This window comes from Stutzerimonas zhaodongensis, assembly GCF_003696365.1.
Classification (GTDB): domain Bacteria; phylum Pseudomonadota; class Gammaproteobacteria; order Pseudomonadales; family Pseudomonadaceae; genus Stutzerimonas; species Stutzerimonas zhaodongensis.
Genome location: NZ_RFFM01000004.1, coordinates 274,334 through 300,731, shown reverse-complemented (window position 1 = coordinate 300,731; position 26,398 = coordinate 274,334). Strand labels below are relative to the sequence as shown.

The following is a 26,398-nucleotide window of genomic DNA, read 5'->3' as shown; positions in this document are numbered from 1 at the left end:
GCGCAACGGGGTGGTGCGCGCGGCGCGCAGTGTAGCCGCGACGGCCTGGGCTGTCATGAGCCTGGAGCGGAGGAGAGGAACCGGCCTTCGCTGATACGACGGCCGGTTATTGCAGCCGAGTTATTGCAGGATGGCGCGGGCGTTGAGCGGCTGGAGTGGGCGATTGTTGGCGTGGCCCACAGACTTGGTGAGGGCTTCGATCTGTGTATGAGAGGCGACGATCGGCTGCTTGAGGACTAACCAGCGAACGCCTTCGGAGCAGGGCGGCGTGGTGAGCGAGCCGTTGAAACGGTAGTAGTCCAGATCGGCGGGTAGCATGTCACGGATGTTCAAATGTGGAGAAACTGCCTGCTTCTGGCCTTCCGCAGGAGGCGTATCCCACAGGCTGGCCAACGTGGCATTCCGCTCCCCCTCCCTAAACATGACTGCCAGAACCGCCAGGTTACCCTGCTCGTCTGAGTGGACCAGATGACCCTCAAGTGGATAGGAGAGGCCCTTGATCTGGTTTTCGCTGGGCATATGGAAATGGAATTGGATGAGCTGGAACGTCTTGCCGTCAAGGGTGAGGGTGCTTCCGGGATCGTAGGCAACCTGTACGGTATGGCCGTTGTTCATGACTTCAGTTGCGCCTGCCTTGTAGCTGACCTTCAGGGGTTCAAGCTCCGCTTCGATGAAGCCATCAAGGTTGACCGGCGACTGGTTCTGTCCAGCGCACGAGTGGAACTCTGGCGTCAGCTTCGCCCAGTTCTGCGGGCCGGCTTCTCCTGAATAATCCCAGTGGGTACCCGGCGTGACAGCCCAGGCGTTGGCGCAGGTAAACATGACGCCAATGGTGAGTGCGGCTTTCTTCACAGTCCATTTCCTCTTTTCTAATGCGTAATCACTTGCACGCGGCTTTGCATCAACCTAGAAATTATTTGAAACATAATATTGCAGCGATAGTTATGGCGTTTCTGAGGGTTAGTCGAGGTTCGCGGCAATCAGGCAACGCCTGCATGGTTCGCGAACGGCTTTGGGCCGTCCTCTGGTAAAGGGCGGGGTTGGCGCTACGCTGTGACATAGCTCACGTTTTTGCTGGTTCGATCGAGCAGCTCAAACGCCGAGCACAACAACAATAAACGTCGCCCTGCGAGGTGATCCTTCATGAGGTCGGTGCCTGTGAAATATGCTCCCTTTGCCTTGAGTATCCTGGTTGCATGTCTTTCCGGAGCTGCCATGGCAGCTCCGACAAGCGACGAAGCCCTGGAGCGCATGCGCTCGATGAAAACCACCGGGCAGTCGTTGGAGATGACGACCATTCCCCAGACGGGCGAGGTTGCAGACGCCTTGCGCGCCAACCTCGATCGGATCAAGTTGCCGGACGGGTTCAAGATCGAGCTCTATGCTGTGGTGCCCGACGCTCGCCACATGGCGGTTGGGCCATCGAGCGGGGTGGTCTTCGTCGGTACGCGCAAGACCGATCTCTGGGCCGTCACCGATCGCACCAAGAATCGCAAGGCCGATGAGGTCAAGCGTTTCGCTCCGGCGATCTCCTTCACCCAGCCCGGGCCATGTTTCAGCCAGGACGGCTTTCTGTTCGTTGCCGAGCACAATCGCGTACTGGTCTTCCCAGCGGCGGAATTCTTCTATGAAGGGCCAGATGTCGCAGCGGACATCGTGGTGCCCACCGGCGAGCTGATCCCGACTGAAGAGGAAAGCTACAACCATGGCGCCCGAGTCTGTGCCGTGGGGCCGGACAACAAGCTCACCGTGTCGCTGGGACAACCGCATAACGTGCCGCCCAAGGACAAGCTTGATCTCTACAGCAAGCACGGCATCGGCGGCATCATTCGCATGGAGCGTGATGGCAGCAAGCGCGAGGTTTACGCCACGGGCGTGCGTAACTCCGTAGGTATCACCTATAACCCGACGAGCAAGGAGCTGTGGTTCACCGATAATCAGGTGGATGGCATGGGCGATGACATCCCGCCGGGCGAGATCAATCACGCGCCCGAGGCCGGCATGAAATTTGGCATGCCCTGGTTCGGCGGTGGTCAGGTCCGGACCAATGAGTACGCCGACGAAACTCCGCCCGACGGCCTGACGCCGCCGGTCATCGAGACCATTGCCCACGCTGCCGACATGGGGCTGACGTTCTACACCGGGAAAATGTTTCCCGAGCAATACCGGGGTGGCCTGTTCAGCGCTCAGCGCGGCAGCTGGAACCGGACCGAGCCGGCGGGCGCCCGCGTAATGTTCACACCCTTCGCTGCCGACGGCAGCGGCCCGTCGGGTGAAACCCTGCCCTTCGCTGAAGGCTGGTTGGACAAGGAAACCGGCGAATACTACGGCCGCATCGTCGATGTCGCTCAGCTCAAGGATGGCTCACTGCTGGTCAGCGACGACACTGCTGGCGCGATCTACCGCATCTCGTACAGCGGCGGCGCGAACTGAGTCTTCGCCATGAGGTGGCCCGGCTTCTGCGAGCCGGGCAATGTGGTCCGGGAGGTGGATATGGCTGTAAATCGTCGTCGCAAACTGGTGCTGCACTGGCTGATTCTGTTGTCGTTGTTGTTCGCCTCCGAAGTGCGTGCCGACCTCGGGGCGGGGAAGGCAAAGGCGAAGATGTGCGCGGCTTGCCACGGCATCGATGGGTTGAGCAAGGTCGCCGATGCGCCCAATCTGGCGGGTAACGGCGAGTTGTACCTGGCCCGGCAACTCAAGGCTTTTCGCAGCGGCGAGCGCAAGCATCCGCAGATGTCCGTCATTGCCGCCGGCCTGAACGACGATGACATTGCCGTGGTGACGGCCTGGTATTCGGCAATCAAGGTCAGCGTGGAGCTTCCGCAGTAACGCGGTTTGCGACCGATTGCGGGCGGCATTGCTCTGGAGGCCTGGGCGATCCTCTATACTCGCAGCCCTTTCGGGCCGGCCTGAGCTGCTGTGTGACCGCAGCCCGGCGAACGTATCAACCATTGAGGTGTGGCGCCGCTCTCGCTCCTCCAGGAAGTTAAGGAACATCCATGCTCAATAACGATGTGATGCGCAGCCTGCGCTACATCCTCAACGTCAACGACGCCAAGATCGCCGAGATCACCCGGCTTACCGGTTGCGAGATTCCTGATGCCGAGGCGCAGGCCTACCTGAAGAAGGAAGACGAGGACGGTTACAAGCCCTGCGGCGACCGGATCATGGCGCATTTTCTCGATGGACTGGTGATCTACAAGCGTGGCAAGGACGAGAGCCGGCCGACGCCACCTATCGAGCTGCCGATCAATAACAACATCGTGTTGAAAAAGCTGCGCGTAGCCTTCGAGCTAAAGGAAGACGACATGCATGAAATCCTGAAGTCGGTCGACTTCCCGGTGTCCAAGCCGGAGCTCAACGCGCTGTTCCGCAAGGCCGGACACAGCAATTACCGGGCTTGCGGCGATCAGCTGTTGCGCAACTTCCTCAAGGGGCTGGCGCAACGAGGCAGCTGACGAAGCTTCATTTCTCCAGTCGAAAAAAAGCCCCGTTAACGGGGCTTTTTCGTATCGATCAGACTCAGCTCTGGATCATCGAGATGACTTTGTCACGCAGCTGCGGGTCGTTCTGCACCGCCTGGTTGATAGCGTTGTACTCCTCGATGCTGAGGTCGTTCTCTTCCACGGTGTTCATCATTTTCTCGTTTGCCTGCTGTTGCAGTTGCTGAGCTTCGGCCGGGTCACCGGTCTTCTCCAGCTTGGCGGTGAAGTCCTGACGGATCTCCATGATTTCGCCCAGCGAGTCGGCAAACTTCTCAAGCTTCTTGTCGCTGATGTCCGAGGCCTGCATCGCCGGTGCGGCTTGCGGAGCCTGCGGTTGCGCGGCTTGCTGCGCCACAACCTGCGAGGTGCCGGCGGCCATGAACAGGGCGAACAGGCTGGCGGATACGAAGCGAGTATTGAGCTTGGTCATAGATATTCATCCTGGGTTTGGAAAGACGCTCAGGGTGTTGCATCAGCCATGCCAGCTATGAGAAGAAAAGATAAGTTGTTGATTAACAAGAGCTATTGCCGCCTGTCTCGCTCAGCTCGACGTGCCGTAATGCCTTCTGTATGGTGCCAGAATGGCACATGTAGCAGTTTGGCAAAGAACTTCGACCTTACGCGGCGCGCTGCTGCTGAAGGTGGTCATACCCCTGGTCGCGATCATGCTCGGCTTCAGTTATCTGTTGCTGTGGACGGTCGAGCGCAACAGTGAGCGACGTCTGCAAGAAGAGGTTGAGCTTGTCGCACGGGCCGTTCGGCTTCCGCTCAGCGATAGTCTAGAGAAGCAGCACGACCGAACCTCGCAACAGGTGCTCGAGTCGGTGCTTGGCCTGGGGCGCGTCTATGGCGCCTATCTCTATGATGATAAGGGCGAGCTGGTGGCTTTCGCCGGGGCCATCGAGCCGGATCAGGATCAATCTTCAATCCAGCGATTGACCGCCGATGGCAAACATCGCGGTGGCTACCAGCGCATTCGTGGACGGGAGGTCTATTCCTACTTCCTGCCGCTGGAACAGAGCGGTGGTCGCATCAATGGCCTGTTGCAGGTCACCCGCCGCTGGAACGACTTCGAGCGAGACACCCGTCAGCTGCGAATGATTGCCGGCATCTCCGCTGCGGTGCTGGCGCTGGCTTCGGTGTGCATCGTTCTGCTCGGGCACTGGGCTGCCATAGGTCGCCACCTGCAGGAGCTGACTCAGAGTATGGCGCGGGTGGCAGCAGGCGAGCGTCAGCATCGCGCACCACGCGACGGCCCGCAGGAAATCGCGGTGCTCGGCCGGGCGCTGAACCAGATGCTCGACAGCATTGCCGATGCAGAGCAGCGCATGACCGAACAGAAGGCACGTGAGGCCGAACTCGAAGCGCGCCTGCGACGTTCTCAGCAACTTGCTGCGGTAGGTCGGCTGGCAGCCGGTGTCGCTCATGAGCTGGGCAGCCCGCTCAGCGTGATCGATGGCAAGGCCCAGCGCGTTCTGCGCAGCGAGACGCTCGAGGATGGGCCACGCAAAGGGCTCCTGCAGATTCGCAGTCAGGTGCAGCGCCTGAGCGAGATTGTCCGCCAGCTGCTGGATTTCGGCCGCGCCGCTGGGCGTCCGGCACGGCGAATGCCGGCCGAAGTGCTGGCGCATTCATCCGCCGCTGCGGTTGCTGACGAATTGGCGGCCCTGAACGTTCAGCTGCAGCTTGAGGCTCCGCCAGGGCCGCTTTATTGCGAGGTCGACCCGCCGCGTTTCGAGCAGGCCCTGACCAATCTCCTGCGCAACGCAGCTCAGGCCAGCCCGGGTGGCCAGGTGCTGCTGCGTTGGTGGCGCGAGGATGAGTGCTTGTTGTTCCAGGTGGAAGACGATGGTGCAGGGGTGGCTGAGGAGCATCGGGCCACCCTGTTCGAACCTTTCTTTACCACCAAGCCGGTTGGCAAGGGCAGCGGCCTCGGCCTGGCGGTGGTTCACGGTGTGGTTGCCGAATGCGGTGGCCGGATCGAACTGGTCGAGAGCCGGTTAGGCGGCGCGGCGTTTCGTATTTACCTGGCGCTGGCCGATGAGGAGCAGAGCAATGCAAATGGATGACAGCACGCCCCAGCGCGTTCTGGTCGTGGAGGATGACGATGGCCTGCGCCAGTTGTTGGTCGAAGAACTGGAGGATCGCTCGCTCGAAGTAAGGTCCGTGGCAAGCGCCGAAGAGGCGGTGCCGCTGCTCGACAGTTACGAGCCGGATCTTGTGGTCAGCGATCTGCGGCTGCCGGGGGCCGACGGCATGGCCCTGTTGCGGCGAGTCAAGGCCATGCAGGCGGCACCGGCCTTTCTAGTGATCACGGCGTTCGGCAGCATCCAGCAGGCGGTAGCGGCATTGAAGGAAGGCGCCGATGAGTTCCTGACCAAGCCGCTGGATCTCGATCATCTTGGCCTCGCCGTATCGCGTGCCCTGGAAACCCGTCATCTGCGTGATGAGGTGCGGCGCTTTCAGCAACTGCTCAGCGATGATCGGTTCCACGGAATGCTCGGGCGCAGTCGCGTCATGCGCAGCCTGTTCGATCAGATTCGACAGCTCGCCCGTGCGGCCGGGCCGGTGTTGGTGATAGGCGAAAGCGGTACCGGCAAGGAGCTGGTGGCACGCGCGGTACATGCCGAAAGTGAGCGGGCGCAGCGGCCATTCCTGGCGATCAACTGCGCGGGGTTGCCGGCCGAACTGCTGGAAAGTGAGTTCTTCGGCCATGCCGCTGGCGCCTTTACGGGCGCCAACAGGGCCCACAAGGGGCTGTTCCAGCAGGCGGACGGCGGCACGCTGTTTCTCGACGAGATCGGCGAGATGCCGCTACCACTGCAGGCCAAGCTGCTGCGCGTGTTGCAGGAAGGCACCATTCGCCCGGTTGGAGGCGAGCGCGAACTGAGTGTCGACGTGCGTATCATTGCCGCCAGCAATCGTCCGCTGGAAACCGCCGCCGGCCGCGAGTCCTTTCGTGAAGATCTGTTCTTCCGTCTCGAGACCTTCATCCTGCAGGTCCCACCGTTGCGTGATCGCGAAGAAGATCGCGAGCTGCTCGCTGCCGGTTTTGTCGCCCACTTCGCAGCGCGCGATGGGCGGCCGGTGCGCGGGCTGTCGCAAACGGCGCTTGAGCAGCTGCGGCGTTACCCTTTTCCGGGCAACGTGCGTGAGCTGCAAAACGCGATGGAGCGTGCTGTCACTTTCTGTCATGGCCGCAGCATCGAACTTGAACACCTGCCAACACGCATCGCCAGCTATCAGGACAGTCCTCCCGAAGGCAACGCCGACGAGCTGCTTGGGCTGATGATCGACGGTCCGCTTCTGCCTACTCTCGACGAGCTGGAAATGCGCTACATCCAACACGTGCTGGAGCGCGTCGAAGGCAACAAGCGGCGTGCGGCTGCGCTGCTTGGCATTGGTCGGCGCACCCTTTACCGACGGTTGGGTGAAAAGGACCAGGACGTCGATGAGGGTTGAGTCACTTTGCGCTGCGCTCCCAGCTCGCGGCGAGGAACGTTATGCGCCGGGCGCGGGCCCAAGCTACATAAGCCTAGGATGGAAAACCGCATGACTTTCTCGATCGTTGCCCGATGCCCACGAACCGGCCAGTTTGGGATTGCCGCTGCCACCGCCATGCCGGCGGTTGGCAAGCTGCTGACCCACGCTGCTGCCGGGGTCGGCGCCGTGGCGACCCAGGCACGTATCAACCCCTATCTTGGAATCGATGGGCTGGCGCTATTGCGCGAGGGCTGCGATGCGGATCAGGTGATCGAGCGCCTCAAGTCGACCGATCCCTGCATGTCCCAGCGCCAGGTCGCTGTGGTCGATGCCCAGGGGCGTACCGCCTGCTGGACCGGCGATCAGTGCCTGCCGTGGTCGGGGTGCATAGAGGGTGATGGGTTCTGTGTGCAGGGCAACCGCCTGACCGGCCGCAATGTGCTGGAAGCCGTGGTTGATGCGCTCAACTGCACGCAGGTACTGCCGCTCGTCGAGCGCCTGATGGAAGGCTTGGCGGCGGGCGACGCCATGGGTGGCGACCGCCACGGCGAGTCATCGGCGACCATCTATATCGTCGACCGCGAGGAATATCCCTTGTGGGACATACGCGTTGATCATCACCGCGAACCGATGACAGAGCTGCGGCGCCTGCATGGCGTTTTCGAGCGTGAGGTGCTGCCGGAATTGCTCGGCATGCCAACCCGTGACAACCCTGCTGGCGCCGCTGAGGAAGATTCCATCTGACCCCGCTTATGCCTCCGCACCCTTGGGCACTGCGCCGCCAGGCAGCTGGTCGAGGCGCAAATCGCTCTGCGCACGATTGCGGACCGCCACCCAATCCTTCAGGGCATTGACCGAGCGTGGCGGCGAAATCAGATAGCCCTGGAAAAGATCGCAGCCGGCTTGCAGCAGCGCCGACTGTTTTTCCAGTGTGTCCACGCCCTCGGCATTGACCCGTTTGCCTTGTGCCTGGCAGAACGCGACGATGGCAGTCAGGCTCTGCTGCATCTCGGGCCGGGTCAGCCGCTGGATGATGGCCATGTCCAGTTTGATGGTGTCGGCTGGATACTCCAGCAGCTGCTGGATGGACGTGTAACCGACTCCGAAGTCATCGATCGCTACGCGGAAACCGGCCATGCGGATGGTGCGTACAACTTCCATCGTGTTGCTGCTCAGCTCCGCGGCATAGGTCTCGGTCAGCTCGATCTCGATGCGTGTGGGGCAGATGCGGTAATGCGCGGCGCGCTCGATGAGGTAATTGCAGAGGCGGTCGTCAGTCAGCTGCGCCGAAGAAACGTTGATCGCCAGAATCACCCGTTCGCCGAACAAGGACACCAGCTCCGGATAGCCCGCCAGCGCTCGGTCGATCACCCAGCTGTCGATCTTCGGAAAGAGCCCGGCACGCTCGGCGATCGGAATGAATTCGCCCGGTGAGACTGTACCCAGCACCGGCGAATGCCAACGCAGCAAGACTTCGCAGCTCACCACGGCGCCTTCCCGATCGACCGCAGGCATGTACACAAGCCGCAGTTGCTCGTCGCCATCCAGTGCACGCAATTGCTGTTCGATCACGCGGATGCGCCGGTCGCGTTGTTCCAGTTCTGCCGAGAAGGCCACCGCCGCGTTCTTCCCTTCGGCCTTGGCCTGGTACATGGCGGTGTCGGCGCGAGTCAGCAGCTGGGTAAAAGAATCCGCATCGCGGGGGTAACACGCGATGCCGATGCTCACACTGACCTGATAGAGGCGGTCGTCCATTCGGAAGCCGCCGCGACACAGCTCAAGCAAGGCGTCGGTCAGTTCGCGCAGGCCGTCATTTTCGGGGGTGGACATCAGTAGGACGGCAAATTCGTCACCGGACAATCGCGCCAGCGCGGTTTCCGTGCCTGGGTGGGCTTCCCGATGCCGGTCGAGGGCACCCTGGGCCCGCAACGCGAAGATTCGCAACAGCGCATCACCAGCATCGTGCCCGTGCTGGTCGTTAACCTGCTTGAAGTTGTCCAGGTCGATGAACAGCAGCGCCAGTTGTTGGCCGTTCTGCTCGCATTTATCGTGCATCGCCGAGGCGAGAACGGCGAAGTGGGCGCGGTTGCTGATGTGGGTCAGGCTGTCGGTCCAGGAAATTTCCTGGATGCGCTGCAAGGCCTCGGTGTTGCGCTCGTGGAGCGTTTTCATGTTCTGCGTCAGTCGGCCGATCTCGCCGCCGTCGGTGGGCTCGTCCAGCGCGTCGCGCTTGCACAGCAGCAAATCGGTGAGCTGACTGTCGAGGTGGCTGATAGGGTCGGTGATGTAGCGGCGAATCAGCAGCATCAGCAACGCGATGGTCAGCAGGCAGATCAGCGAACCGCCAATGAGAAAGGCGAGGCTCAAGGTGCGTAGCCGCTCGGCGATGTACTCCTCTGGCGCTGTCAGGCGCGCTCGCATCGAACTCGATAATTCAACGTCCGCCGACAGGCCCGGCGGCGTTGGGCCCAGCTGTGGCGCGATCTCGACCGCTGCGCCGTATTCCGCCTTGAGGCGCTCCTTCAATGTGATGAACTGCCCCGGCCGCACCGCCAGTTGCAGGATGAACGCCTCGCTGCGCTGGCTCGGCAGAGGCCGTGTGGTCGAGGCAGGCAGAATGAAGTCGGTATCCACCAACAGTGGCCCGCCTTCGGCGTCCTCCACGTAGATCATTTCGCGGGTTTCGGTGGCCTGCTTGGCTTCGCGGACGATTCGCTCCTGGGTGGCGTTCATGCTGGCAAATGGCGATAGGCTGCTTTCGAAGTAGTAGGCCACCTCGCCATCGGGCTCGACGATCGCGAAAGAAACGAACGACAGGCGCGTGGTGGACAGCGAGCGGATGCTCTGCTGAATGCGCAGGCCGAGCGTTTCGTTGCGATAGCCAGTGTGCGATTCGCGCAGGAAAAGCAACAGGGCATCGCTATCGATGATCGAATAGAGCACGCTGCGGTTGAACGACTCATAATCCAGATAGGCGGACTTGAGTGCATACAGCTGTTGTTCCAGGCGCGCCTGTTCAAGACCCAGGAGCGAGGAACGCTGGGTCAGGTAGGCGGTGGTGGCGGCGAGTAGCTGGACGATCAGGATGACCGGGAAGATCACCAGCAGCGCGCGTTTACCGAGCGTCATGGGCGTTGATCAGGGCGCTGATGATGCGCCGCCGCGTCTGTGTCGCCTGCATGGGGCGCGGCTCATAGATCTGGCTGTTCTGCAGCACTGCTTCGGTCGGATAAATCGTCGGATCCTCGCTGATCTCGGCGGGTAACAGCGCTTTCGCCGCGGCATTCGGGGTCGCGACGCCGAGCTCGGCGGCATTGAGCACGGCAATCTGCGGATCGCTGATGTAATTCAGAAAGCGGTAAGCCAGCTCTTTCTTGCTGCCCTTGGCCGGAATGGAAAGACAATCGATCCAGAGCAGAGTCCCTTCCTTTGGAACTACATAGCGCCAGGGCTCACCTTCAATGCCTTCGACTTCATTGAGTACCTGCTGATCACCGCTATAGGCCAGCGCCATGTCGGCCTTGTCCTGATAGCGCTGGCTGCGCAGCGAGGTGATAGCGTACTCGTAGGTCAGCACTGCCCTGGATTGCGCTGTCAGCATGTCGAAAGCAGCCTTGAGTTCATCGTTACTCGAGGTGTTGATCGAGTGCTGACGATATAGAAGGGGCCCCGCCAGGATGTCCTCGTGGTCTTCCATCATGATGATGTGTGGCTCGTTGCTACGGGCCGGTTTCAGCAAGTCGGCCCAGGACTGCGGCGCGACCGGCATCCGATCAGCGCGATAGGCGATGCCAAGAGTCCCCCAGAGATAGGGAATGGCGTACGCGCCGCAACTGTCGCTCCAGCGGGGGGAGATGTGCTTGAGGTTGGGCAGCGCTTTGAGGTCGATCGGGTCGAGCAACCCGCGGTCGCCAAAACGGTCACCGCTGATCCGTTCGGACAAGGTTATGTCGATCTGGTGGTCGGGCTTGGCGAGCACTTCGTCGCGCTTGTCACCGCTGTCGAAGTACACCTGCTGAATCTTGACGCCCGTTTCGGCTTCCCAGCGCTTGATGACCGCTTCACTGAGATACTCCTCCCAGTTGAGCAGGCTCAGGGTTTCGGCTGCATGCGTAGCCGTCGAGGGGAACAGCAGGCAGGCTGCGGTCAGCAGCGCGCCGCTGAAGCGGCACGAAGTCGGTGCTTTCTTGTTATTCATCAGGCTACTCATCCACCACGCAATTTCGGTTTGCCGTCGCGCTGAACGGCTACAACTACCAACGGCCGAGGCTCCCATCACTTACGTAGTGATCGGCAAGCAGCGTATCGGCGTGCACTGATGGCACTTTAGTGGCGTCAGACGAGTGGCAGCAACGAATTTGTATGGCCTTCCTTGGCCATTCCGATCAGCGGGCGGACGCAGCCGATTTTGCAGGGCGCAGGCCGGGGCGCGGCGCGGCGGTCAGCCAGGGCGCCAGCAGGCGTGTGGATAGGGGGATGAATAGATAGGTCATCAGTGGCGTCAGCGCGAGGGTGCTGATCAAGATGCGGGCTACCAGCCCAAGTTCGCTGAGCACGCCGCCGAACAGCATGTTGAACAGCAGAGAGACCGGAAAGAACGCCAGCCAGATTGCTACGCTCTGTTTCCAGCGCGGCGGTGGAGTGCTGTCGTTATTGCCGAACCAGGTGTCGATACCGCGTGCGCGTTGCTCGTGGGGCTGGCCGAACAGATCGCTGCCACGTTGCAGCCAGGCACGACGCGAAGCTGAGTGCTCCCAGACGTCGAGTGTCTGCTCATCGGCGAAGCGGAAGACGATCTGGAATTCATCGTCACCGGGCGGGGGCGCCAATACGCCGGAACCAAGATAGCCGGGAAAGTCCGCGGCCAATTGTTCGCCTTCGTGCAGCCAGGCCAGGAGGTCGTGGTAGCGGCCATCGCGCACACGGCGGGCCACCATCAGAGTGACGGGTTCGGTAGACATCGTGTATCTCCAGCATCAGGCCGGCCACCCGGATAGGGGATTCGGCAAACGCAGCGCCGGGGTGGTGGGCTGCGGAAATAATTCAGGCAAGGATCATGCCCTGTCGTCTGACCACGCCGGACCCGGTAAGGTCGGTGCAAGCGGCAGGCGACGGCGCACTATACGGAGATTTTTTGCACTTGGAAGGGGCCCCGCTCGGCGGTCTGCACAATGGATGAACAGCAGCGGCCGGCCAGGCGTTGGAGATGCGGATGCGAAGCTCAGTCCGAATCCGGGTCCGCTGCCGGCGTAACCTTCAGAAGCCGGCCCTCAGGCCCGTCGGTGAGCAGGTAGAGGGCGCCATCGGGGCCGACCTGAACATCGCGTATCCGCTCGTCGAGTTCGGCGAACAGTGTTTCCTGTTCGGCAACCTCACCGTCGATCAAGCGGACCCGACGAACTTCCTTGGCGACCAACGCGGCGTTGAACAGATCGCCCTGCCAGTCTGGGAACAGCGAACCCTCGTAGATCGCCAGTGCGCTGGGTGCGATGGAAGGGGTCCAGTGCAGCAAGGGTGCTACGGTCTCCGGGCGGGTCTGAAATGGGCTGACCTGTGCCCCGGTGTAATCCAGACCGAAGGTTGCCAGAGGCCAACCGTAGTTAGCCCCGGCTTCTATCAGGTTGATTTCATCGCCCCCCTTTGGGCCATGCTCGTTGATCAGCAGTCGGTCGTTTTTCCGGTCGTAGGCAATGCCCTGAACGTTGCGGTGGCCATAGCTGTAGATCTCGTTGGCCATGCCGGTGCGGCCATGAAAGGGATTGTCCTCGGGCGCTTTGCCTTCGCGCGTCAGGCGGACCAGAGTGCCTAGATGGTTATCCAGGTTCTGCGCCTGTTCTCGATAATCGAAGCCGTCGCCCAGCGTCAGGACCAGCGTCTTGTCAGGCAGAAACGCGATGCGGCCGCCGTAATGGGAACCGCCAGCCTTGGCGGGATGGGCGTCGAACAGCGTTTCCACCTCTTCCAGGCGATCCTCGACCAGCCGTCCTCGTATCAGCCGCGTATTATTCGCACTGTCCTTGCCGTAGGCCAGGGTCAGGTATACCCAGGGAGTGGTCCCGAAGTCAGGGTCCAGCGCAACGTGCATCAGGCCCGCCTGGGTGTTCTGATATCCCATGGGTACGCCGTCGATGGGCTCGTCCCGAAGTTCGCCATCGGCCTCGATCATGCGCAACCGACCCACGCGCTCGGTCACCAGCATTCGACCGTCCGGTAAAAATGCCAGCGCCCAGGGGTACTGCAAGCCTTCGGTCAGCGTTTCGATCTGATATTCGCCGCGTGCGGCTGCGTGATTTGCCAGTGCAAACGCCAGCAGCCCTGCCATGAGCGGTTTGTGCATCAGCATCAGCGCTCTCATTGGCGTGGCCTCCGTAGCGTAGCGAACAGAAGGCCGCCGAATGCACCGCTGAGCATCATCGCGGCGGTGCCTTCGGCGCTGCGGGTGGCGGCGATCAGAGTCGGCATCGGGGCGACCGCGTCAGCGATCTGGAATGCAGCCAGCAGGCCAAGGCCCCCAGCCAGGAAGTACAGCGGCAGTCGCCAGGTAGGTAGAAAGCGGGACGCGAGCGCGGCAAGGGGCATTGCGAACATAAGCGTGACGGCCATGATTCCGGCATACGCCGGGGTGAAGCCCAGCAGGTCACGAACAGTAGCGTTCAGCCGCACCGACAGGCTGACCGGTGCACCCAGGCTTTGAAGGGCAGCCAGGTTGATCTGGGTCTGGATGATCGAACCGAGGACCGTGGCAAAGGCCACAGCCAGCAGAAAAATCAGGAGGGCGCGCAGGTAGGCGGTCATGCTCAGCTTCCGGAAGTTGTGCCGAGGATTATCTACAGGCCTCGTCTGGTGTAGACATAAAGACTGTTACGGGGTTTTTGTCGGGACAGCGAGCCGCTCCCCGAACGCATCGAGCGCCGCTTCGCCGATCACGTCTTCGGCCAGTAGAGGCAGCTGTTGCAGCGCAAGGTCGGGTAGCGCTTGTCGCAAGGTGTCCAGATGTCGTTGTTCCTGCGCATGGCGTTCTGCAAGGAAGGCGCCAGCGTCGGCCGGGGAGCGCTTGTTGACCACCAGCCCGGCTACTTCGATACCGCTGCGTTGCAGCTGTGCCTGTAGCTCGATTGTCTCCAGCACCGGCAGTCGCTCGGCGGCCAGGACGATGACGAAGGCACAGCGCTGCCGGTCCTGTATCACGTCGCGCAGCTGGCTGAAGCGTTCACGGCGTCGGTAGAGCAGCTGGCGCACGCGCTGTTGACGGTCTTCGCCGTCCGCCTTCTCCTGGCCGAGCACGCTTTCACCTAGGCCGCTGTCGTCCTTGCCGAAATTGCGCAGTACATCGCCGAAGCGCTTGCTGCGTTCCTGGCGCTGCAGCAGCCCCTCGGTCCATGCGGTCATCATTTCCGGCAGGGCCATCAGGCGCGAGGTGTGGCCCGATGGAGCGGTATCGAAGACCAACAGATCGTAGTCGGCCAGGCCCTGGATGAGGGTATCCGCGATCCGTTCGAGTAATGCCGCTTCATGCATGCCGGGTGCGTCGCGGGATAGCGCCATGTGCTTGTCGACTTCGCCGGCGAGATGCGGCGGCATCAGCCGACGCAGCGCTGCGCCGACTTCGTCGAGGTGCTGGCGAACGGTCTCATCGGGGTCGAGCTCCATGCCATCGAGTCCAGCCGCCAGGCGCACGATGTTCGAACCGATCGAGCGATTCCACAGGTGCCCAAGATTGTGGGCCGGATCGGTGGAGATCAGCAGCACGCGGCGCCCGGTGCGCGCCTGCTGCAACGCCGTGGCGGCTGCAACAGTGGTCTTGCCGACGCCGCCCTTGCCGCCTACGAACAGCACGCGGCGCCGGGTCGCAAGTTCTAGCAGCATCCGATGTGGTCCAGCGGCGAGTGCTCCATGCCCATGCGCAGGTGCCAGTCATGGAAGCGTTCGTAGAGTTCCGGCATCAGCTCCAGGGTGTACCAGGCCGCCGGGTTGGGCACGCCCAGTGCTTCGGAGAACACCAGCAACATGAACAGGTCGTCCTCGTCACGCCGGGCACGGGCGAAGGTACGTCGATACGGCGCAACGTAGAACTCCTTGAGCCCGTGCGAAAGGCGTTCGAAGAACGGCTGCTGGGTCATGGCAACGGCTCGTCCGTGGTCATGTCGGCAGCTGGGTCGCGGCCCTTGCGCATGGCGATCACCGATTCCAGGGTGACCCACAGCGCGGCGATCAGGATCACCACGTCCATGCCCAGCAGCAGCCAGTTCTCGGCCCGGTAGAACTGCCCCATTTGCACCAGAAGCGCATAGATGGACATCGCCAGCAGGAATACCAGCGGCACCAGGGTGTACATAGCCGGGCGGCCCTGCTTGATCAGCAGCACGGTGATGATCGACAGCGTCAGGCCTGCCAGCAGTTGGTTGGTGGTGCCGAACAGCGGCCAGATCGCCATGCCGCCACTGCCTTCGGCGCCGGCACCGAAAGCCAGCGCCATGCATACGCCGACCGCAATGAAGGTGCCCACCAAGGTGTTCACCTTGATCCCAGCCAGTTCGCCGGCCTCCTGAATGACGAAGCGCTGCAGACGCAGACCGGTGTCCATCGTGGTGCCGGCGAAGAGGATCGCCATCACCGCGAGGATGGTTGCGCCGAGGTCCGCCGGCAGGCCGAGGCCGTTGGCGAGCAGCGTGCCGCCACCCTGGACGAACGCGTTCACCCCGCCTTGGCCAAAGGCGGTGTAGACCTGCTGCCAGTCCAGCAGCGTGGCAAAGCCGGCGGTGCAGCAGATGATCGCCGCCAGCGAGAGCATGCCTTCACCCACAGCGCCGAAATAGCCGACAAAGCGTGCGTCGGTTTCTTTATCCAGCTGCTTGGACGTAGTGCCGGAGGCGACCAGCCCGTGGAAGCCGGAAATCGCACCACAGGCGATGGTGACGAACAGCAGCGGCACGATGCTTGGGCTATCGGCCGGCAGCTCGTTGTTGTAGGCAGGCGCCACCAGCTCCGGCGCGCCGAACAGCACAGCCATGTAGAGCAAGCCAAGGCCGACGAACAATTGCAGGCCGTTGATGTAATCACGCGGTTGCAACAGTACCCATACCGGCAGCAGCGAAGCGATGGCGGCATAGGCGAACAGCAGCAGAATCCAGAACGACTTGGCGCTCAGGCCCAGCACTGTGTCAGGTAGCGAGACTGGGAATTGGCTCCCCAGCAGGATCAGCAGATAGAGCACGATCACGCCGCCCAGAGAAGGCCACAGCAGCTTGACGTTGTAACGGTAGATCAGCTGGCCGATCACCAGCGCGACGACGATTGCGCCCCACACCGGAATCACCGAGGTCGGCGTCGAGACCAGCAGGTTGGAGATCACAGCCGCAAAGGCGCCGTTGACCATCAGCAGCACAAGGAAGATCACCACCAGGAACAGGCTGCGTCCACGTGAGCCGATCAGCCGGCCGCTAAGCATCCCGACCGATTGCCCGCGGTTGCGAGCGCTGGCCCAGAGCGCGCCGAAATCGTGGATGCCGGCAAAAAAGATCGTCCCCAGCACCACCCACATGAAAGCTGGAACCCAACCCCAGATAACCGCAATCGCTGGCCCGACGATGGGAGCGGCGCCCGCCACCGAGGTGAAGTGGTGGCCCCAGAGCACAAACTTGTTGGTCGGCACGTAATCCACGCCGTCGCGCATGGTGTGGGCGGGGGTACGGTAGTTGGGATCAAGGCGATATATCTTCTCGGCGATGAACTTCGAGTAGAACAGATACCCCAGCGACATCGCCGCCAGCCCCACAATCATCAACGCAATCGCACTCATCGAAGGCTCCTCGCACGCGTGCCCGGGACAGGCATCACGCAGGCTTGGGCTGCTGCCCAGTGATCCATACCACCAACGAGGGTGGCGGTTCGCTGCGTCGGAGTAAAACCGACGTTGGTGATTCGAGCGGCGAGGCGGCCAAAGGTTTCCCTGCAGCGCTCAAGCATGGGGCGCTGCGGCTGAATTTGGTGCGCGCGCGATTGAAGCATGCTCGCGGTTGGGCACTTCTGCCGGCAGATTCCAGCCGGCTGACTAGACTTCCGAAGCTGGGTTGATGGCACAGTGCTTTTATTGGTGCATGGCTGCCTCGCCAGGTACGTGATGACCGTGCATGGCGCGCCCTTTGCTTCGGTTCCGGCCTTGCACCGGCTCGCCCGTTGGTGAATGCAGTGAACGATCAAGGAGATCGGTGATGAATGCCTTGTTGTTGCCAGGAGTGCGCACCCTCGAACGCATCAGTTTCGCCCGCAAGTTCCAGCTGCTGGCGCTGATGTTCGTATTGCCGCTGGGTTACGCGGTCTGGGCCATTGGTCATGGTTATACGGACAAATTGCAACTGGTCGCCAGCGAGCGCTCCGGTGTTCGGCAACTGATCGCGTTGGATCAGGTCGAGACGCTGCTGGTCGCGCAACGCAACCTCACGGCACGCTGGAAGGCCAGCGAAACCAACCGTGAAATCAGCAGCGAAACTCGCGTCCTGATGGACGCCATGCAGCGCAGCGAGTCCCAGCTCGACGGCGCCCTCGTCGAGTTGCAGGCTCGACTGAACGAGGAGGGTTCCAGCGCGGAGGTGCTCGCTTCAGTGGCCCAGCTCCAGGCGCAGCGAGATGGTTTGCGTACCGGGGCGCTGCAGGGCACAGCCTGGTGGCCGGATGCCTACAACCGCTTCACCGATGGGCTGCAACAAGTGGTGAGGGTGCGCGAGCAGATCGCCACTGACAGCGGCCTGATCCTCGACCCCTGGCTGGAAACCTACCTGATGATGCAGATGGTCACGCAGGGCGCGCCAAGCCTGCTGCAGCAACTCGGCGTGCTCGCGAGCGTCGGCCAAGGGGTGGTCGCCTCCGGCCAGTTCAGTATGCAGAGTCGCCTGCAGCTGCGCGAAATACGTAGCGCCAGCGAAGCTCAGCGCACCCAGCTGGGTAAATATGGTGACCACCTGCAAGGCAAACTGCCCGCTTCGCTGAGCGTATGGGAGCAGGGCTATCGCAGCAGCTTGCAGGCGATCGACGGATGGATAGCGCAGCTCGACCGCGACCTTTTCGATGGCAGCGTCAAGCTGGACGCCAGGGCATTCGAGCAAGGTATGGACGCCACACTCCAGCAGGTGCACCAACTGCAGGCAGCGACACTGGGGGCGCTCGATCAGCGGCTGGCCGAATACCGTGAACAAGCACTGCAGGCGCTGGCTTTGACCGCCGCTGCATTCGGCCTGCTGGTGCTGCTGGCGCTGTACACCCTGGTCTGCCTGCAGGCTTCGATCCGCGCCAGTACAGCGCGCATCACCGCCATGGCGCAATCGCTGCGTGACGGGGATCTGCGCTGCGAAACACGTACCCATGGCCACGATGAGTTGGCCCTGATCGGTACGGCATTGAATGAGGCGGTGGCGCAGCTGCGTAGCTCACTGCAAGGTGTAAACCAGCAGAGCGCCGTGCTTGGCGGAACGGTGCAAGCGCTCACAGGGCAGGCGCAGCAGTCCTTGCGCTCGGTGGAAGATCAACAATCGCAGGTCAGTCAGATCGCCACTGCCGCGACCGAGATGGCGGCGACCGCCCAGGCAGTTGCCGAAAGCTGCGAGCAAGCCTCGCAGGATGCCGCGCAGACACGCCAGATCGCCGAACAGAGCAATCAGCGAAGTGTGCAGACCACCGCCAGCATGCGGCAACTTACCCAGCGCATGGGCGAGACGTCTGCGGCGCTGGGCCAACTGCGCGATCAGGCGCAGCAGATCGACCGTGTTGTCGACGTCATCAAAGGTATCGCTGAGCAGACCAACTTGTTGGCACTCAACGCAGCCATCGAGGCCGCGCGGGCCGGTGAGCAGGGCCGTGGTTTTGCGGTGGTCGCCGATGAGGTGCGCAGCCTTTCGCAGCGCACTCAGGAGTCCACAAGGGAAATCAGCTCAACCGTCGAGGCGCTGCAACGGGTAGTGCAGCAAGCGGTGGATCTGATGGACGCCGCCTGTAGCCAGGCCGATAGCGATGCTGGTGCCGTCACCGAACTGGGCGACCACCTGGGCGAGATCGCCGGGGCCGTTCAGCGGGTCAGCGACATGATCGTACAGATCGCCACTGCTGTGGAGCAGCAGGCCGCCACAGCAGAGGATGTCAGCGGCAATATCCAGCGCGTAGATCAGGCGGCCCTGGTTCTGCTCGAAGGCGCTCAGGCAATGCATGGGGTAGCTGATCAGCTTGGCGAGGGCACACGCAGCCTGGCGCAGAACACCGCTCGGTTCCGGCTCGGCTGACCCTACTGCTGGGGCGGATGGACAGTCCTGGGCCAAGACGCTCCGCCCTCCCTGGCTAATGGCTCACTTTTTCCCCATGGGCGCATTCATTTGCCCCTTCAGACAACGGGAACGAGCGCGGCACGCCATCGCAATGGCTGGAAACACCCTACTTGCGCTCTGTGACGGAACGCCTGCGCTGGGTTCAGTCCAACAAACACGATGTGTCGATTAAAGAGAACCGAAATGGAGCGGACCGGATGGCAGCACCGCCTGAGCGATGGGCTGGGCTGGGCGTTGATCTACGCCGTGCTCTGGGCTCTATTCAGCGAAGGCGGCGGCTGGTCTCTGGGCGCGCCCACCGTTCTGATCGCTGCTGGAGTTTCGCTCTGTCTAGGCATGCGACCCTGGCATCCATCATTGTCCGTACTGCCGGGCTTCATCGGCTTCTTTCTCGCCAAGATGGTCGCCGGTGCCTGGGACGTCGCCGTGCGTGCGCTGCATCCTGGACGGTCATTGCAACCGGCTTGGCTCGTCTACCCGCTGACTGCCCGCTCCGCGCAGGTACGGCTGGTGCTTTCGGCCCTGGTCGGGCTGCTGCCCGGTACCCTGGCCTCGCGCGTGGATGGCGACAGCATGCGCGTCCATGTGCTTGACCAGCGTCAGGCCTGGGAACCCACGGTCCGGGAACTGGAGCGGCGGCTACAGCGCCTGCTTACGCAGGAGATCCCACGTTGATGGCGGTGTACTCGTCCCTGCTGCTGCTGACCATTGTCATTGGCTTGGGTCGTGTGGTGCTTGGACCAAGTCGGGTCGATCGGCTGCTCGCCATCCAGCTGTTCGGCACTACGGGCACGGCTTTGCTGCTGGTTCTGGCGCAGTGGCAGGACCAGCCGGCACTACGTGACGTTGCGCTGCTGCTGGGGTTGTTGGCCGCCGTGGCCAGTGCAGCACTGGTGCAGCTGTTGCGGCGAGGCCGTCATGATTGAAGTGCTGCGCGATGGGCTCAGCTGGGTTTTGCTGATTGGCGGGCTATTGTTCTTCGTGGCGGGTAGCGTCGGCCTGATCCGATTTCCTGACACCGTCAGCCGTCTGCATGCCCTGACCAAAGCGGACACGCTCGGTCTCGGGCTTGTAATCACCGGTCTTTCTCTGCGTGCCGACAGTTTCTGGGAAGTCGGTCAGATGGTGCTGATCTGGTTGTTGCTGCTGGCGTCTGGCGCTACTGCGTGCCAGCTGCTGGCGCGGCATGCCGACGAGGAGCGCAAGGATGACTGAGTGGCTGTTCGACGGCGTGCTTGGCGTGCTTCTGCTGGGCCTGGCATTTGGGGCGCTACATGGTCGAAATCTCTACGCCAGCGTGTTGCTGTTCATCGCCTTCGGCCTGGCGCTGGCGCTGATCTGGGCGCGTCTGGGTGCGGCGGATCTGGCGCTTGCCGAAGCGGCCATCGGTGCCGGGTTGACCGGCGTTCTGCTGTTCACCGCCCTGGCACGTCAGCCGGCAGCGGACATGCCTGAGGTCACTGGCACGCGCCTGCGTCTGGGCGCTGCGGCAGTGGTGCTGCCATTGCTGTTTCTAATGGTGCAGGGTCTTGCGCCGCTGAGCGAGGGCGAGCCCCGCCTTCCAGCCTTGATTGCGCAGAATCTGGGCGAAACCGGGGTCGAGCATCCGGTGACGGCCGTGCTGTTGAACTACCGAGCCTGGGACACGCTGCTGGAATTGGCCGTCCTGCTGCTGGCGGTGCTCGGGGCGCGTCAGCTCGGTCCAAGGCCGCTCGACCTGGCAGAACCCTGGCCGCTGCTGCGGGCCTGGGCGCGGGTGTTGGCACCTTTGCTGGTACTGGCCGCCGGTTACGTGCTCTGGCGCGGCGCCAGCGCACCGGGTGGCGCCTTCCAGGCCGGCGCGCTGCTGACCTCCGGGGTCGTGCTGTTGCGGCTGTCGGGGCTGTTGCCGCGGCTACGCTGGTCGTCGATGCCGTTGCGCCTCCTGGTACTAGGCGGCTTGTTGGTATTCCTAGGTGTCGCGATGCTGACCGCCTGGCTGGGGCAGGGCTGGCTGACTTATCCCGCGGGTGCCGCCAAACCGATCATCCTGCTGATCGAGACGGTCGCGACGCTTTCCATCGCCGCGAGCCTGAGTCTGCTGGTAGTGGGCGAAGGGGAGGGGAGCGCTCGTGAGCAGTAGCCTGTTCTGGATGATCATCGGCGCTGCACTCTGGCTGCTGGGCTTGCACGGGCTGCTGACCTTGCGCCAGGCACTGCGTCGGATCATCGCCTTCAACCTGATGGGCAGCGGCGTGTTTCTGGTGATGATTGCCCTGGCCGCCCGTCAGCAGCCAAGTGACCCGTTGCTGGTGGCTCTGGTGGTGACCGGGCTGGTGGTGGCGGTCAGCGCGACCGCCTTAGCGCTGCGGCTTGCCGCAGTGGCGCATGACACACAGGAGCCGCGGCAATGAATGCGGCCCTGCTAAGCCTGTCGCTGCCGCTGGTCACCGGCCTGCTGCTGGTGCTGCTGAAACCGCGGCGCAGCGGGCTTTGCGTGATCGCGATAAGTCTGGCCAGTTTGATCGCAGCTGGATTTGCCCTGCATCAAGTGATGCAGTTCGGCCCACAACTGCTGCAGATCGGCGGTTGGGAAGCGCCGCTGGCCATTCGCTTCCAGCTGACGCCATTGACGGCGTTGCTGATGGTTTTCACAGCCGGGCTGCATCTGCTCGTTGCGCTTTACGCCGCGCGCAGCCCGCACTCCACGGGCAGCGAGGATTACTGGCCGCTGTCCTGCCTGTTACACGCAGCGCTGGTCGCGCTGTGGCTTTCAGCGGATCTGTTCAACCTCTACGTCACGCTCGAACTGCTGAGCCTCTGCGCGGTTGCACTGGTGGCGCTGGCGGGGCGTAAGGCCTATCGACCGGCGTTCAATTACCTGATGTTGTCGCTGGCCGGATCGCTGGCGTACCTGTTCGGCGTCGCACTGCTCTATGGTCGCTACGGCGTGCTGGACGTTTCGGTGCTGGCCGAGCTGGCCCAGGCGGACGCCACCACGCGGCTGGCGTTGTTGCTGATGAGCCTGGGGCTGATGCTCAAGGCGGCGTTGTGGCCGCTGCATCTATGGCTTCCACCAGCACATTCCGGCGCGCCGACGGCGGTCAGTGCGTTGCTTTCAGCGTTGGTGGTGAAGGGGCCTATCTACATTCTCTGGCTGGTCTGGAGCGAGATTGCGCCGCCGGAGCTGGGCCAGCCCGCGGGCGCGTTGTTTGCCGGGGCTGGCATCCTTGCGCTGATTTCCGGTGGTTGGTCGGCCCTGCGTGCGCCGCGACTGAAGATGCTGGTGGCCTATTCCACCGTAGCCCAGTTGGGTTACGCACTGCTCACGCTTGGCCTGCTGCTGCACTTGCAGGAGCCTCGGATGGAAGCGGCCCTGTGGCTGTTCATCCTGGCCCACGGCTTGGCCAAGGTTTCGATGTTCCTCGCCGCTGGCGAACTGCAACGGGTGCTCGGTACGCGGCGGGTGCGTGCACTCAAAGGTGCCAGTCAAAACATGCCGGTGGCCATGGCGACCTTCGCCGTGGCGGGCGGCAGTCTGATTGGCCTGCCACCGAGTGGCGGGTTTCTGGCCAAATGGTTGTTGTTGCAACCCCTGTTCGGACAGCCACAGCACTGGCCCTGGGCGTTCGGCGTGCTGTTGGGGACCTTGATGTCTGCCGCCTATGTTTTTCGCGTCGTGGCGCTGGGCTTCGATCGTGCCCGCCCCAATCCACCCAGCATCAAGCCTGATCCCGTCGCGCAATGGCTGGCAATGCTTCCCGCATTGCTTGTCTTGAGCCTGGCACTGATCAGCGAGCCTTTGCTGCTCTGGCTCGGAGGGGTGGCACGATGATCTGGACCAATTGGCTGCCGCTCGCGATCGTGCTCAGTTCGCTGCTGCCGGGGCTGTTCATCTTCACCCTGCGCGAAGATCAACAGCGATTGCGGGTTGGGCTCAATATCTGCGGCGTGGTGATCAAGTTGCTGCTGGTGGTAGCGATGATCGTCGGCGTCAGCCGTGGCCTGGAGTTTCGCTTCAGCCTGCCATTTCTGCCCGGGGCACCGCTGGTGCTGCAAGCCGATGCGCTCTCATTGTTGTTCGTCGCGCTGTCATCGGTGCTTTGGATGGCAACGACCATCTACGCCATTGGTTATCTGGAAAAGTCACCGCTGCGGTCGCGTTTCTTCGGTTACTTCAGCCTCTGCGTCAGCGCCACCGTGGGTTTGGCGCTGGCGGGCAATCTGGTCAGTTTCCTTCTGTTCTACGAGATGCTGACCTTGGCCACCTTTCCGCTGGTGGTGCACCGCGGCACGCCCGAATCGCTCCGTGCGGGCCGGGTCTATCTGGCTTACACGGTCGGCGGCGGTGCCCTGGTGCTCATGGGCGTCGCGCTGCTGCATAGCCTGGCGGGCGGCCCTGATTTCCAGCCAGGCGGTTATCTGCTCTCTGCTGTCGGCGAGCACGATCTGGCGCTGCGCGTGGCATTCGTCCTGCTGATCGCGGGGCTCGGGGTCAAGGCGGCATTGCTACCCCTGCATGGCTGGCTGCCCAAGGCGATGGTCGCCCCTGCTCCTGTCAGCGCATTGCTACATGCCGTTGCGGTGGTCAAGGCGGGTGCGTTCGGCATCATCCGCGTGGTTTACGACGTCTATGGTGCGGAGGCGATGGGGCTGCTGGACGTCGCCGGGCCGCTGCTCTGGCTGGCGGCGGCAACCATTCTTTACGGCTCCGTGCGTGCGCTGCAACAGCAGGAGCTGAAAAAGCGCCTGGCGTACTCGACCATCAGCCAGGTGTCCTACGTGACCCTCGGGGTCGCCTTGCTCGGCCCGATTGCGGCGGTTGGCGGGCTGGTACATCTGGTGCACCAGGGCTTGATGAAGGTCACCTTGTTCTATTGCGCGGGCAATTTCGCCGAAACCCTGGGTATTCACCGGATCCGCGAAATGGATGGGGTCGGCAAGCGCATGCCCTTGACCATGACGGCGTTCAGCATTGGTGCGCTGGGCATGATCGGAATTCCACCCATCGCCGGCTTCGTCAGCAAATGGGCGCTGGGCATGGGCGCGCTTGAGGTGGGCCAGGATTGGGTGCTGCTGGTTCTGATGGGTTCGGCGCTGCTCAATGCCGGGTACTTCCTGCCGTTACTGTGGCGTGGCTGGTTCGCCGAGCCGGCTGATTGGCATGAGGACAACTGGCGCGAAGAGCGTTGGGAGACGCATTGGATGCTGCTGCTACCCGCACTGTTTACCGCCGCCTTGTCAGTGCTGGTAGGGCTGCTGGCCGGCACGGCACTGAGTCCATTGGGCTGGGCGGAGCTGATCGTCGACCGGGAGTTCCGCATATGACCGGCGCCTGGCTCTGGTTGCTGGTGCCTTTGGCGCCATTGATGGGCGCATGTGCCTTGGCGATCTGGCGCGGACGTGCCATTGCCTGGCTGTGGCTGGTCTGCGTTCCGGCGCTGGTGCTGGTCTTCCAGCCGATGCCGACTCTGGATCTGCCGATGCTCTGGGACGGGATCCGCTGGGGATCGAGTGATGACCTCAGTCGCGCCTGGCTGGGGTTTACGGCGCTGCTCTGGGGTTGCGCCGGGGTCTTCGCCAGCAGCAGCCAGAAGGGCGACGCCGGGCAAATGCGCTTTTGGACCTTCTGGCTATTGGCCCTCGCGGGCAATCTCCTGCTGATCATCGCCGCCGACGCCCTGAGTTTCTATCTCGGCTTCAGCGCCATGAGCCTGTCCGCCTATGGCCTGATCGTCCATCAGGGTGGTCCCGGCCCGCGGCGCGCCGGGCGCCTGTATCTGCAGTTGGCGATCTGCGGCGAGATGGCGCTGCTTGCCGGGCTGATGCTGCGCAGCCATGCCACAGGCGGCGATTTCTCATTCTCGGCTTGGCAGGCGGTGCCCATGGATGGGCTGACCCTTGCGCTTCTGCTGTTCGGGCTGGGCTTGAAGGCTGGGTTCTGGCCACTGCACGTCTGGCTGCCGCTGGCACATCCGGCCGCGCCAGCGCCGGCGAGTGCTGTGCTGTCCGGCGCAATGCTGAAGGCCGGACTCATCGGCATCTGGCGCTGTCTGCCCGAGGATGATCCGCTGCTGTCTGATTGGGCGCAGGTGTTGCTCGTCGCAGGAGTATTCGGCGCGATCTATCCTGCGCTGCTCGGGCTGATTGCAGGTAAGGCCAAAGCCGTGCTGGCTTATTCGTCAGTCAGCCAGATGGGCTATCTGGTGATCCTCATGGCATTGGCCTGGCGGCATCCGCAGCAGCATCAGGCCATGACGATCGTGCTGATGATCTATGGCGTACATCATGGGTTCGCCAAAGGAGCGCTGTTCCTTGCAGCTGGTCTGATCCACGCCGGTCGCCTACCTCGTATCGGCTGGGTACTGCTGGCGCTACCGGCGCTGGCGATTGTTGGCTTGCCGCTGACCACCGGCGGCGCCGTAAAGACGGCGTTGAAGGATGTCTGGTACGCCGGCGAATTCGAAGGCTGGTTGCTTTGGCTGACCGTCAGCAGCCTGACCACAGCTTTGTTGCTGGCTCGCGCGCTCTGGCTGCTGCGCTGCGATGCCGCCGACGCGCCCCCTGGGCCTCCGCCTCCGTTGCAGCTGCTGCCCTGGGCGTTGCTGAGCATCCTGGCGCTGCTGCTCCCCTGGCTCTGGCCCGCCTTGCGTGAACCCATGCTGCATGGCTTGTATCCCGGTGGGATCTGGTCGTCGCTCTGGCCTCTGCTTATGGCTCTAGGGGTGGCAGGAGTGGTCGTGAGGAGCGGTTTCAGAATACCGGCTCGCCTGGCCAACCTCCCCAACCCGGCGCTATCGCTGTCTCTGTATTTCAAGCGCCTGGTCATGCAGCCGCCCCTGGCCGTGCCCACCGCCCGCCCCGATGCCCAGCGTTGGCGGCAACGCGAACGCCGCTGGAATCGTTTCTGGAACAAGGGCGCGCTTGCAATAAGCGCCTGGCTTCTGGCTGTTCTGCTCTGGTTGGGATGGTTGTGGTAGTGGCGTCAGGCGTTAGTTACAGCAGGTAATTGCGAGTGCGCCAGGGCAACTTCGCAAGTTATATCAAAGTGCTGAAACAACTTTAAATAACGGTTCGCTAGTTATTCATTATTGTTTACACACTAAGTACTCGGGCAATAAAAAAGGCGCCGACGGC

At 62.6% G+C, this 26,398-nt stretch carries 25 protein-coding genes; 15 read left to right on the top strand and 10 right to left on the bottom strand.

The window, feature by feature from the left end:
• Positions 1 to 120 precede the first annotated feature (120 nt).
• A complete protein-coding gene (locus EA797_RS17100) occupies positions 121 to 852 on the bottom strand; it encodes a carbonic anhydrase (RefSeq protein WP_244214149.1) in 732 nt (243 codons plus the stop codon).
• Positions 853 to 1,215: 363 nt separating this feature from the next.
• Between EA797_RS17100 and EA797_RS17095 the strand changes: the two genes are divergently transcribed.
• From EA797_RS17095 to EA797_RS17085, 3 genes are all read left to right on the top strand, one after another.
• Positions 1,216 to 2,433: a PQQ-dependent sugar dehydrogenase gene (locus tag EA797_RS17095; RefSeq protein WP_244214148.1), complete on the top strand. Its 1,218-nt coding sequence runs from the start codon at positions 1,216 to 1,218 to the stop codon at positions 2,431 to 2,433.
• Between the two features lie 9 nt (positions 2,434 to 2,442).
• Entirely contained in the window at positions 2,443 to 2,832 is a 390-nt protein-coding gene (locus EA797_RS17090; protein WP_244214147.1) for a c-type cytochrome, read from the top strand.
• A 170-nt stretch (positions 2,833 to 3,002) separates the two neighbouring features.
• Complete coding sequence (locus EA797_RS17085) at positions 3,003 to 3,461, top strand: YehS family protein (protein WP_122167345.1); 459 nt, start codon at positions 3,003 to 3,005, stop codon at positions 3,459 to 3,461.
• A gap of 64 nt (positions 3,462 to 3,525) precedes the next feature.
• Here the strand turns inward: EA797_RS17085 and EA797_RS17080 are convergent, their stop codons facing one another.
• Complete coding sequence (locus EA797_RS17080) at positions 3,526 to 3,918, bottom strand: DUF4168 domain-containing protein (protein ID WP_122167343.1); 393 nt, start codon at positions 3,916 to 3,918, stop codon at positions 3,526 to 3,528.
• 151 nt (positions 3,919 to 4,069) lie between these two features.
• Between EA797_RS17080 and EA797_RS17075 the strand changes: the two genes are divergently transcribed.
• The 3 genes from EA797_RS17075 to EA797_RS17065 all read left to right on the top strand — a co-directional run bounded on the left by EA797_RS17075 (position 4,070) and on the right by EA797_RS17065 (position 7,715).
• Positions 4,070 to 5,557: a sensor histidine kinase gene (locus EA797_RS17075; RefSeq protein WP_122167341.1), complete on the top strand. Its 1,488-nt coding sequence runs from the start codon at positions 4,070 to 4,072 to the stop codon at positions 5,555 to 5,557.
• Positions 5,550 to 6,950 carry a sigma-54-dependent transcriptional regulator gene (locus EA797_RS17070; RefSeq protein ID WP_122167417.1) on the top strand — a complete coding sequence of 467 codons (1,401 nt, stop codon included), beginning with the start codon at positions 5,550 to 5,552 and terminating at the stop codon, positions 6,948 to 6,950. The genes EA797_RS17075 and EA797_RS17070 overlap by 8 nt, the downstream gene beginning before the upstream one ends.
• A 90-nt stretch (positions 6,951 to 7,040) precedes the next feature.
• Entirely contained in the window at positions 7,041 to 7,715 is a 675-nt protein-coding gene (locus EA797_RS17065) for a DUF1028 domain-containing protein (RefSeq protein WP_122167339.1), read from the top strand.
• Positions 7,716 to 7,721: 6 nt separating this feature from the next.
• Here the strand turns inward: EA797_RS17065 and EA797_RS17060 are convergent, their stop codons facing one another.
• From EA797_RS17060 to EA797_RS17025, 8 genes are all read right to left on the bottom strand, one after another.
• Positions 7,722 to 10,100 carry a putative bifunctional diguanylate cyclase/phosphodiesterase gene (locus EA797_RS17060; protein ID WP_122167337.1) on the bottom strand — a complete coding sequence of 793 codons (2,379 nt, stop codon included), beginning with the start codon at positions 10,098 to 10,100 and terminating at the stop codon, positions 7,722 to 7,724.
• The gene (locus EA797_RS17055; protein WP_425275584.1) at positions 10,087 to 11,172 is read right to left on the bottom strand and encodes an ABC transporter substrate-binding protein; all 1,086 of its coding nucleotides are present in this window, start codon (positions 11,170 to 11,172) and stop codon (positions 10,087 to 10,089) included. The genes EA797_RS17060 and EA797_RS17055 overlap by 14 nt, the downstream gene beginning before the upstream one ends.
• A 184-nt stretch (positions 11,173 to 11,356) precedes the next feature.
• The gene (locus EA797_RS17050) at positions 11,357 to 11,932 is read right to left on the bottom strand and encodes an antibiotic biosynthesis monooxygenase (protein WP_122167333.1); all 576 of its coding nucleotides are present in this window, start codon (positions 11,930 to 11,932) and stop codon (positions 11,357 to 11,359) included.
• A gap of 260 nt (positions 11,933 to 12,192) precedes the next feature.
• On the bottom strand, positions 12,193 to 13,326 hold the full coding sequence (locus EA797_RS17045) for a PQQ-dependent sugar dehydrogenase (protein ID WP_425275583.1): 1,134 nt from the start codon (positions 13,324 to 13,326) through the stop codon (positions 12,193 to 12,195).
• Positions 13,323 to 13,766 (bottom strand): hypothetical protein, encoded by a 444-nt coding sequence (locus EA797_RS17040; protein ID WP_122167331.1) that lies wholly within the window; start codon positions 13,764 to 13,766, stop codon positions 13,323 to 13,325. The genes EA797_RS17045 and EA797_RS17040 overlap by 4 nt, the downstream gene beginning before the upstream one ends.
• Positions 13,767 to 13,832: 66 nt before the next feature.
• The gene (locus EA797_RS17035) at positions 13,833 to 14,837 is read right to left on the bottom strand and encodes an ArsA family ATPase (RefSeq protein WP_122167329.1); all 1,005 of its coding nucleotides are present in this window, start codon (positions 14,835 to 14,837) and stop codon (positions 13,833 to 13,835) included.
• Positions 14,828 to 15,091, bottom strand: coding sequence for a cory-CC-star protein (locus EA797_RS17030; protein ID WP_122167327.1), 264 nt, complete (start codon positions 15,089 to 15,091; stop codon positions 14,828 to 14,830). Before EA797_RS17030 ends, EA797_RS17035 begins: the two co-directional genes overlap by 10 nt.
• Positions 15,088 to 16,770 carry a carbon starvation CstA family protein gene (locus tag EA797_RS17025; RefSeq protein WP_122167325.1) on the bottom strand — a complete coding sequence of 561 codons (1,683 nt, stop codon included), beginning with the start codon at positions 16,768 to 16,770 and terminating at the stop codon, positions 15,088 to 15,090. Before EA797_RS17025 ends, EA797_RS17030 begins: the two co-directional genes overlap by 4 nt.
• A 412-nt stretch (positions 16,771 to 17,182) precedes the next feature.
• Here EA797_RS17025 and EA797_RS17015 point away from each other — a divergent pair, with 412 nt between their 5' ends.
• The 9 genes from EA797_RS17015 (at position 17,183) to EA797_RS16975 (ending at position 26,241) form a co-directional block, all read left to right on the top strand.
• Positions 17,183 to 19,240, top strand: coding sequence for a methyl-accepting chemotaxis protein (locus EA797_RS17015; RefSeq protein WP_122167321.1), 2,058 nt, complete (start codon positions 17,183 to 17,185; stop codon positions 19,238 to 19,240).
• 225 nt (positions 19,241 to 19,465) lie between these two features.
• Complete coding sequence (locus EA797_RS17010; protein ID WP_122167319.1) at positions 19,466 to 19,957, top strand: Na+/H+ antiporter subunit E; 492 nt, start codon at positions 19,466 to 19,468, stop codon at positions 19,955 to 19,957.
• The gene (locus EA797_RS17005) at positions 19,957 to 20,208 is read left to right on the top strand and encodes an MrpF/PhaF family protein (protein WP_122167317.1); all 252 of its coding nucleotides are present in this window, start codon (positions 19,957 to 19,959) and stop codon (positions 20,206 to 20,208) included. Before EA797_RS17010 ends, EA797_RS17005 begins: the two co-directional genes overlap by 1 nt.
• Positions 20,201 to 20,497, top strand: a complete 297-nt coding sequence (locus EA797_RS17000; RefSeq protein ID WP_122167315.1) for a cation:proton antiporter — start codon at positions 20,201 to 20,203, stop codon at positions 20,495 to 20,497. Before EA797_RS17005 ends, EA797_RS17000 begins: the two co-directional genes overlap by 8 nt.
• Positions 20,490 to 21,404 carry a hydrogenase subunit MbhD domain-containing protein gene (locus EA797_RS16995; RefSeq protein ID WP_122167313.1) on the top strand — a complete coding sequence of 305 codons (915 nt, stop codon included), beginning with the start codon at positions 20,490 to 20,492 and terminating at the stop codon, positions 21,402 to 21,404. Before EA797_RS17000 ends, EA797_RS16995 begins: the two co-directional genes overlap by 8 nt.
• Positions 21,394 to 21,675 (top strand): NADH-quinone oxidoreductase subunit K, encoded by a 282-nt coding sequence (locus EA797_RS16990; protein WP_122167311.1) that lies wholly within the window; start codon positions 21,394 to 21,396, stop codon positions 21,673 to 21,675. Before EA797_RS16995 ends, EA797_RS16990 begins: the two co-directional genes overlap by 11 nt.
• Complete coding sequence (locus EA797_RS16985; protein ID WP_122167309.1) at positions 21,672 to 23,096, top strand: complex I subunit 5 family protein; 1,425 nt, start codon at positions 21,672 to 21,674, stop codon at positions 23,094 to 23,096. The genes EA797_RS16990 and EA797_RS16985 overlap by 4 nt, the downstream gene beginning before the upstream one ends.
• A complete protein-coding gene (locus EA797_RS16980; RefSeq protein WP_122167307.1) occupies positions 23,093 to 24,589 on the top strand; it encodes a complex I subunit 5 family protein in 1,497 nt (498 codons plus the stop codon). The genes EA797_RS16985 and EA797_RS16980 overlap by 4 nt, the downstream gene beginning before the upstream one ends.
• Positions 24,586 to 26,241, top strand: coding sequence for a proton-conducting transporter transmembrane domain-containing protein (locus EA797_RS16975; protein WP_122167305.1), 1,656 nt, complete (start codon positions 24,586 to 24,588; stop codon positions 26,239 to 26,241). Before EA797_RS16980 ends, EA797_RS16975 begins: the two co-directional genes overlap by 4 nt.
• The last annotated feature ends 157 nt before the right edge of the window (positions 26,242 to 26,398 follow it).

What these genes read in the sequence shown, in the direction of transcription:
- EA797_RS17095 (WP_244214148.1), top strand. Translation starts at nt 1,216, where the DNA reads ATGGCAGCTCCGACAAGCGACGAAGCCCTGGAGCGCATGCGCTCGATG.
- EA797_RS17090 (WP_244214147.1), top strand. Translation starts at nt 2,443, where the DNA reads ATGAGGTGGCCCGGCTTCTGCGAGCCGGGCAATGTGGTCCGGGAGGTG.
- EA797_RS17085 (WP_122167345.1), top strand. Translation starts at nt 3,003, where the DNA reads ATGCTCAATAACGATGTGATGCGCAGCCTGCGCTACATCCTCAACGTC.
- EA797_RS17080 (WP_122167343.1), bottom strand. Translation starts at nt 3,918, where the DNA reads ATGACCAAGCTCAATACTCGCTTCGTATCCGCCAGCCTGTTCGCCCTG.
- EA797_RS17075 (WP_122167341.1), top strand. Translation starts at nt 4,070, where the DNA reads ATGGCACATGTAGCAGTTTGGCAAAGAACTTCGACCTTACGCGGCGCG.
- EA797_RS17070 (WP_122167417.1), top strand. Translation starts at nt 5,550, where the DNA reads ATGGATGACAGCACGCCCCAGCGCGTTCTGGTCGTGGAGGATGACGAT.
- EA797_RS17065 (WP_122167339.1), top strand. Translation starts at nt 7,041, where the DNA reads ATGACTTTCTCGATCGTTGCCCGATGCCCACGAACCGGCCAGTTTGGG.
- EA797_RS17060 (WP_122167337.1), bottom strand. Translation starts at nt 10,100, where the DNA reads ATGACGCTCGGTAAACGCGCGCTGCTGGTGATCTTCCCGGTCATCCTG.
- EA797_RS17050 (WP_122167333.1), bottom strand. Translation starts at nt 11,932, where the DNA reads ATGTCTACCGAACCCGTCACTCTGATGGTGGCCCGCCGTGTGCGCGAT.
- EA797_RS17045 (WP_425275583.1), bottom strand. Translation starts at nt 13,326, where the DNA reads ATGAGAGCGCTGATGCTGATGCACAAACCGCTCATGGCAGGGCTGCTG.
- EA797_RS17040 (WP_122167331.1), bottom strand. Translation starts at nt 13,766, where the DNA reads ATGACCGCCTACCTGCGCGCCCTCCTGATTTTTCTGCTGGCTGTGGCC.
- EA797_RS17035 (WP_122167329.1), bottom strand. Translation starts at nt 14,837, where the DNA reads ATGCTGCTAGAACTTGCGACCCGGCGCCGCGTGCTGTTCGTAGGCGGC.
- EA797_RS17030 (WP_122167327.1), bottom strand. Translation starts at nt 15,091, where the DNA reads ATGACCCAGCAGCCGTTCTTCGAACGCCTTTCGCACGGGCTCAAGGAG.
- EA797_RS17025 (WP_122167325.1), bottom strand. Translation starts at nt 16,770, where the DNA reads ATGAGTGCGATTGCGTTGATGATTGTGGGGCTGGCGGCGATGTCGCTG.
- EA797_RS17015 (WP_122167321.1), top strand. Translation starts at nt 17,183, where the DNA reads ATGAATGCCTTGTTGTTGCCAGGAGTGCGCACCCTCGAACGCATCAGT.
- EA797_RS17010 (WP_122167319.1), top strand. Translation starts at nt 19,466, where the DNA reads ATGGAGCGGACCGGATGGCAGCACCGCCTGAGCGATGGGCTGGGCTGG.
- EA797_RS17005 (WP_122167317.1), top strand. Translation starts at nt 19,957, where the DNA reads ATGGCGGTGTACTCGTCCCTGCTGCTGCTGACCATTGTCATTGGCTTG.
- EA797_RS17000 (WP_122167315.1), top strand. Translation starts at nt 20,201, where the DNA reads ATGATTGAAGTGCTGCGCGATGGGCTCAGCTGGGTTTTGCTGATTGGC.
- EA797_RS16995 (WP_122167313.1), top strand. Translation starts at nt 20,490, where the DNA reads ATGACTGAGTGGCTGTTCGACGGCGTGCTTGGCGTGCTTCTGCTGGGC.
- EA797_RS16985 (WP_122167309.1), top strand. Translation starts at nt 21,672, where the DNA reads ATGAATGCGGCCCTGCTAAGCCTGTCGCTGCCGCTGGTCACCGGCCTG.
- EA797_RS16980 (WP_122167307.1), top strand. Translation starts at nt 23,093, where the DNA reads ATGATCTGGACCAATTGGCTGCCGCTCGCGATCGTGCTCAGTTCGCTG.
- EA797_RS16975 (WP_122167305.1), top strand. Translation starts at nt 24,586, where the DNA reads ATGACCGGCGCCTGGCTCTGGTTGCTGGTGCCTTTGGCGCCATTGATG.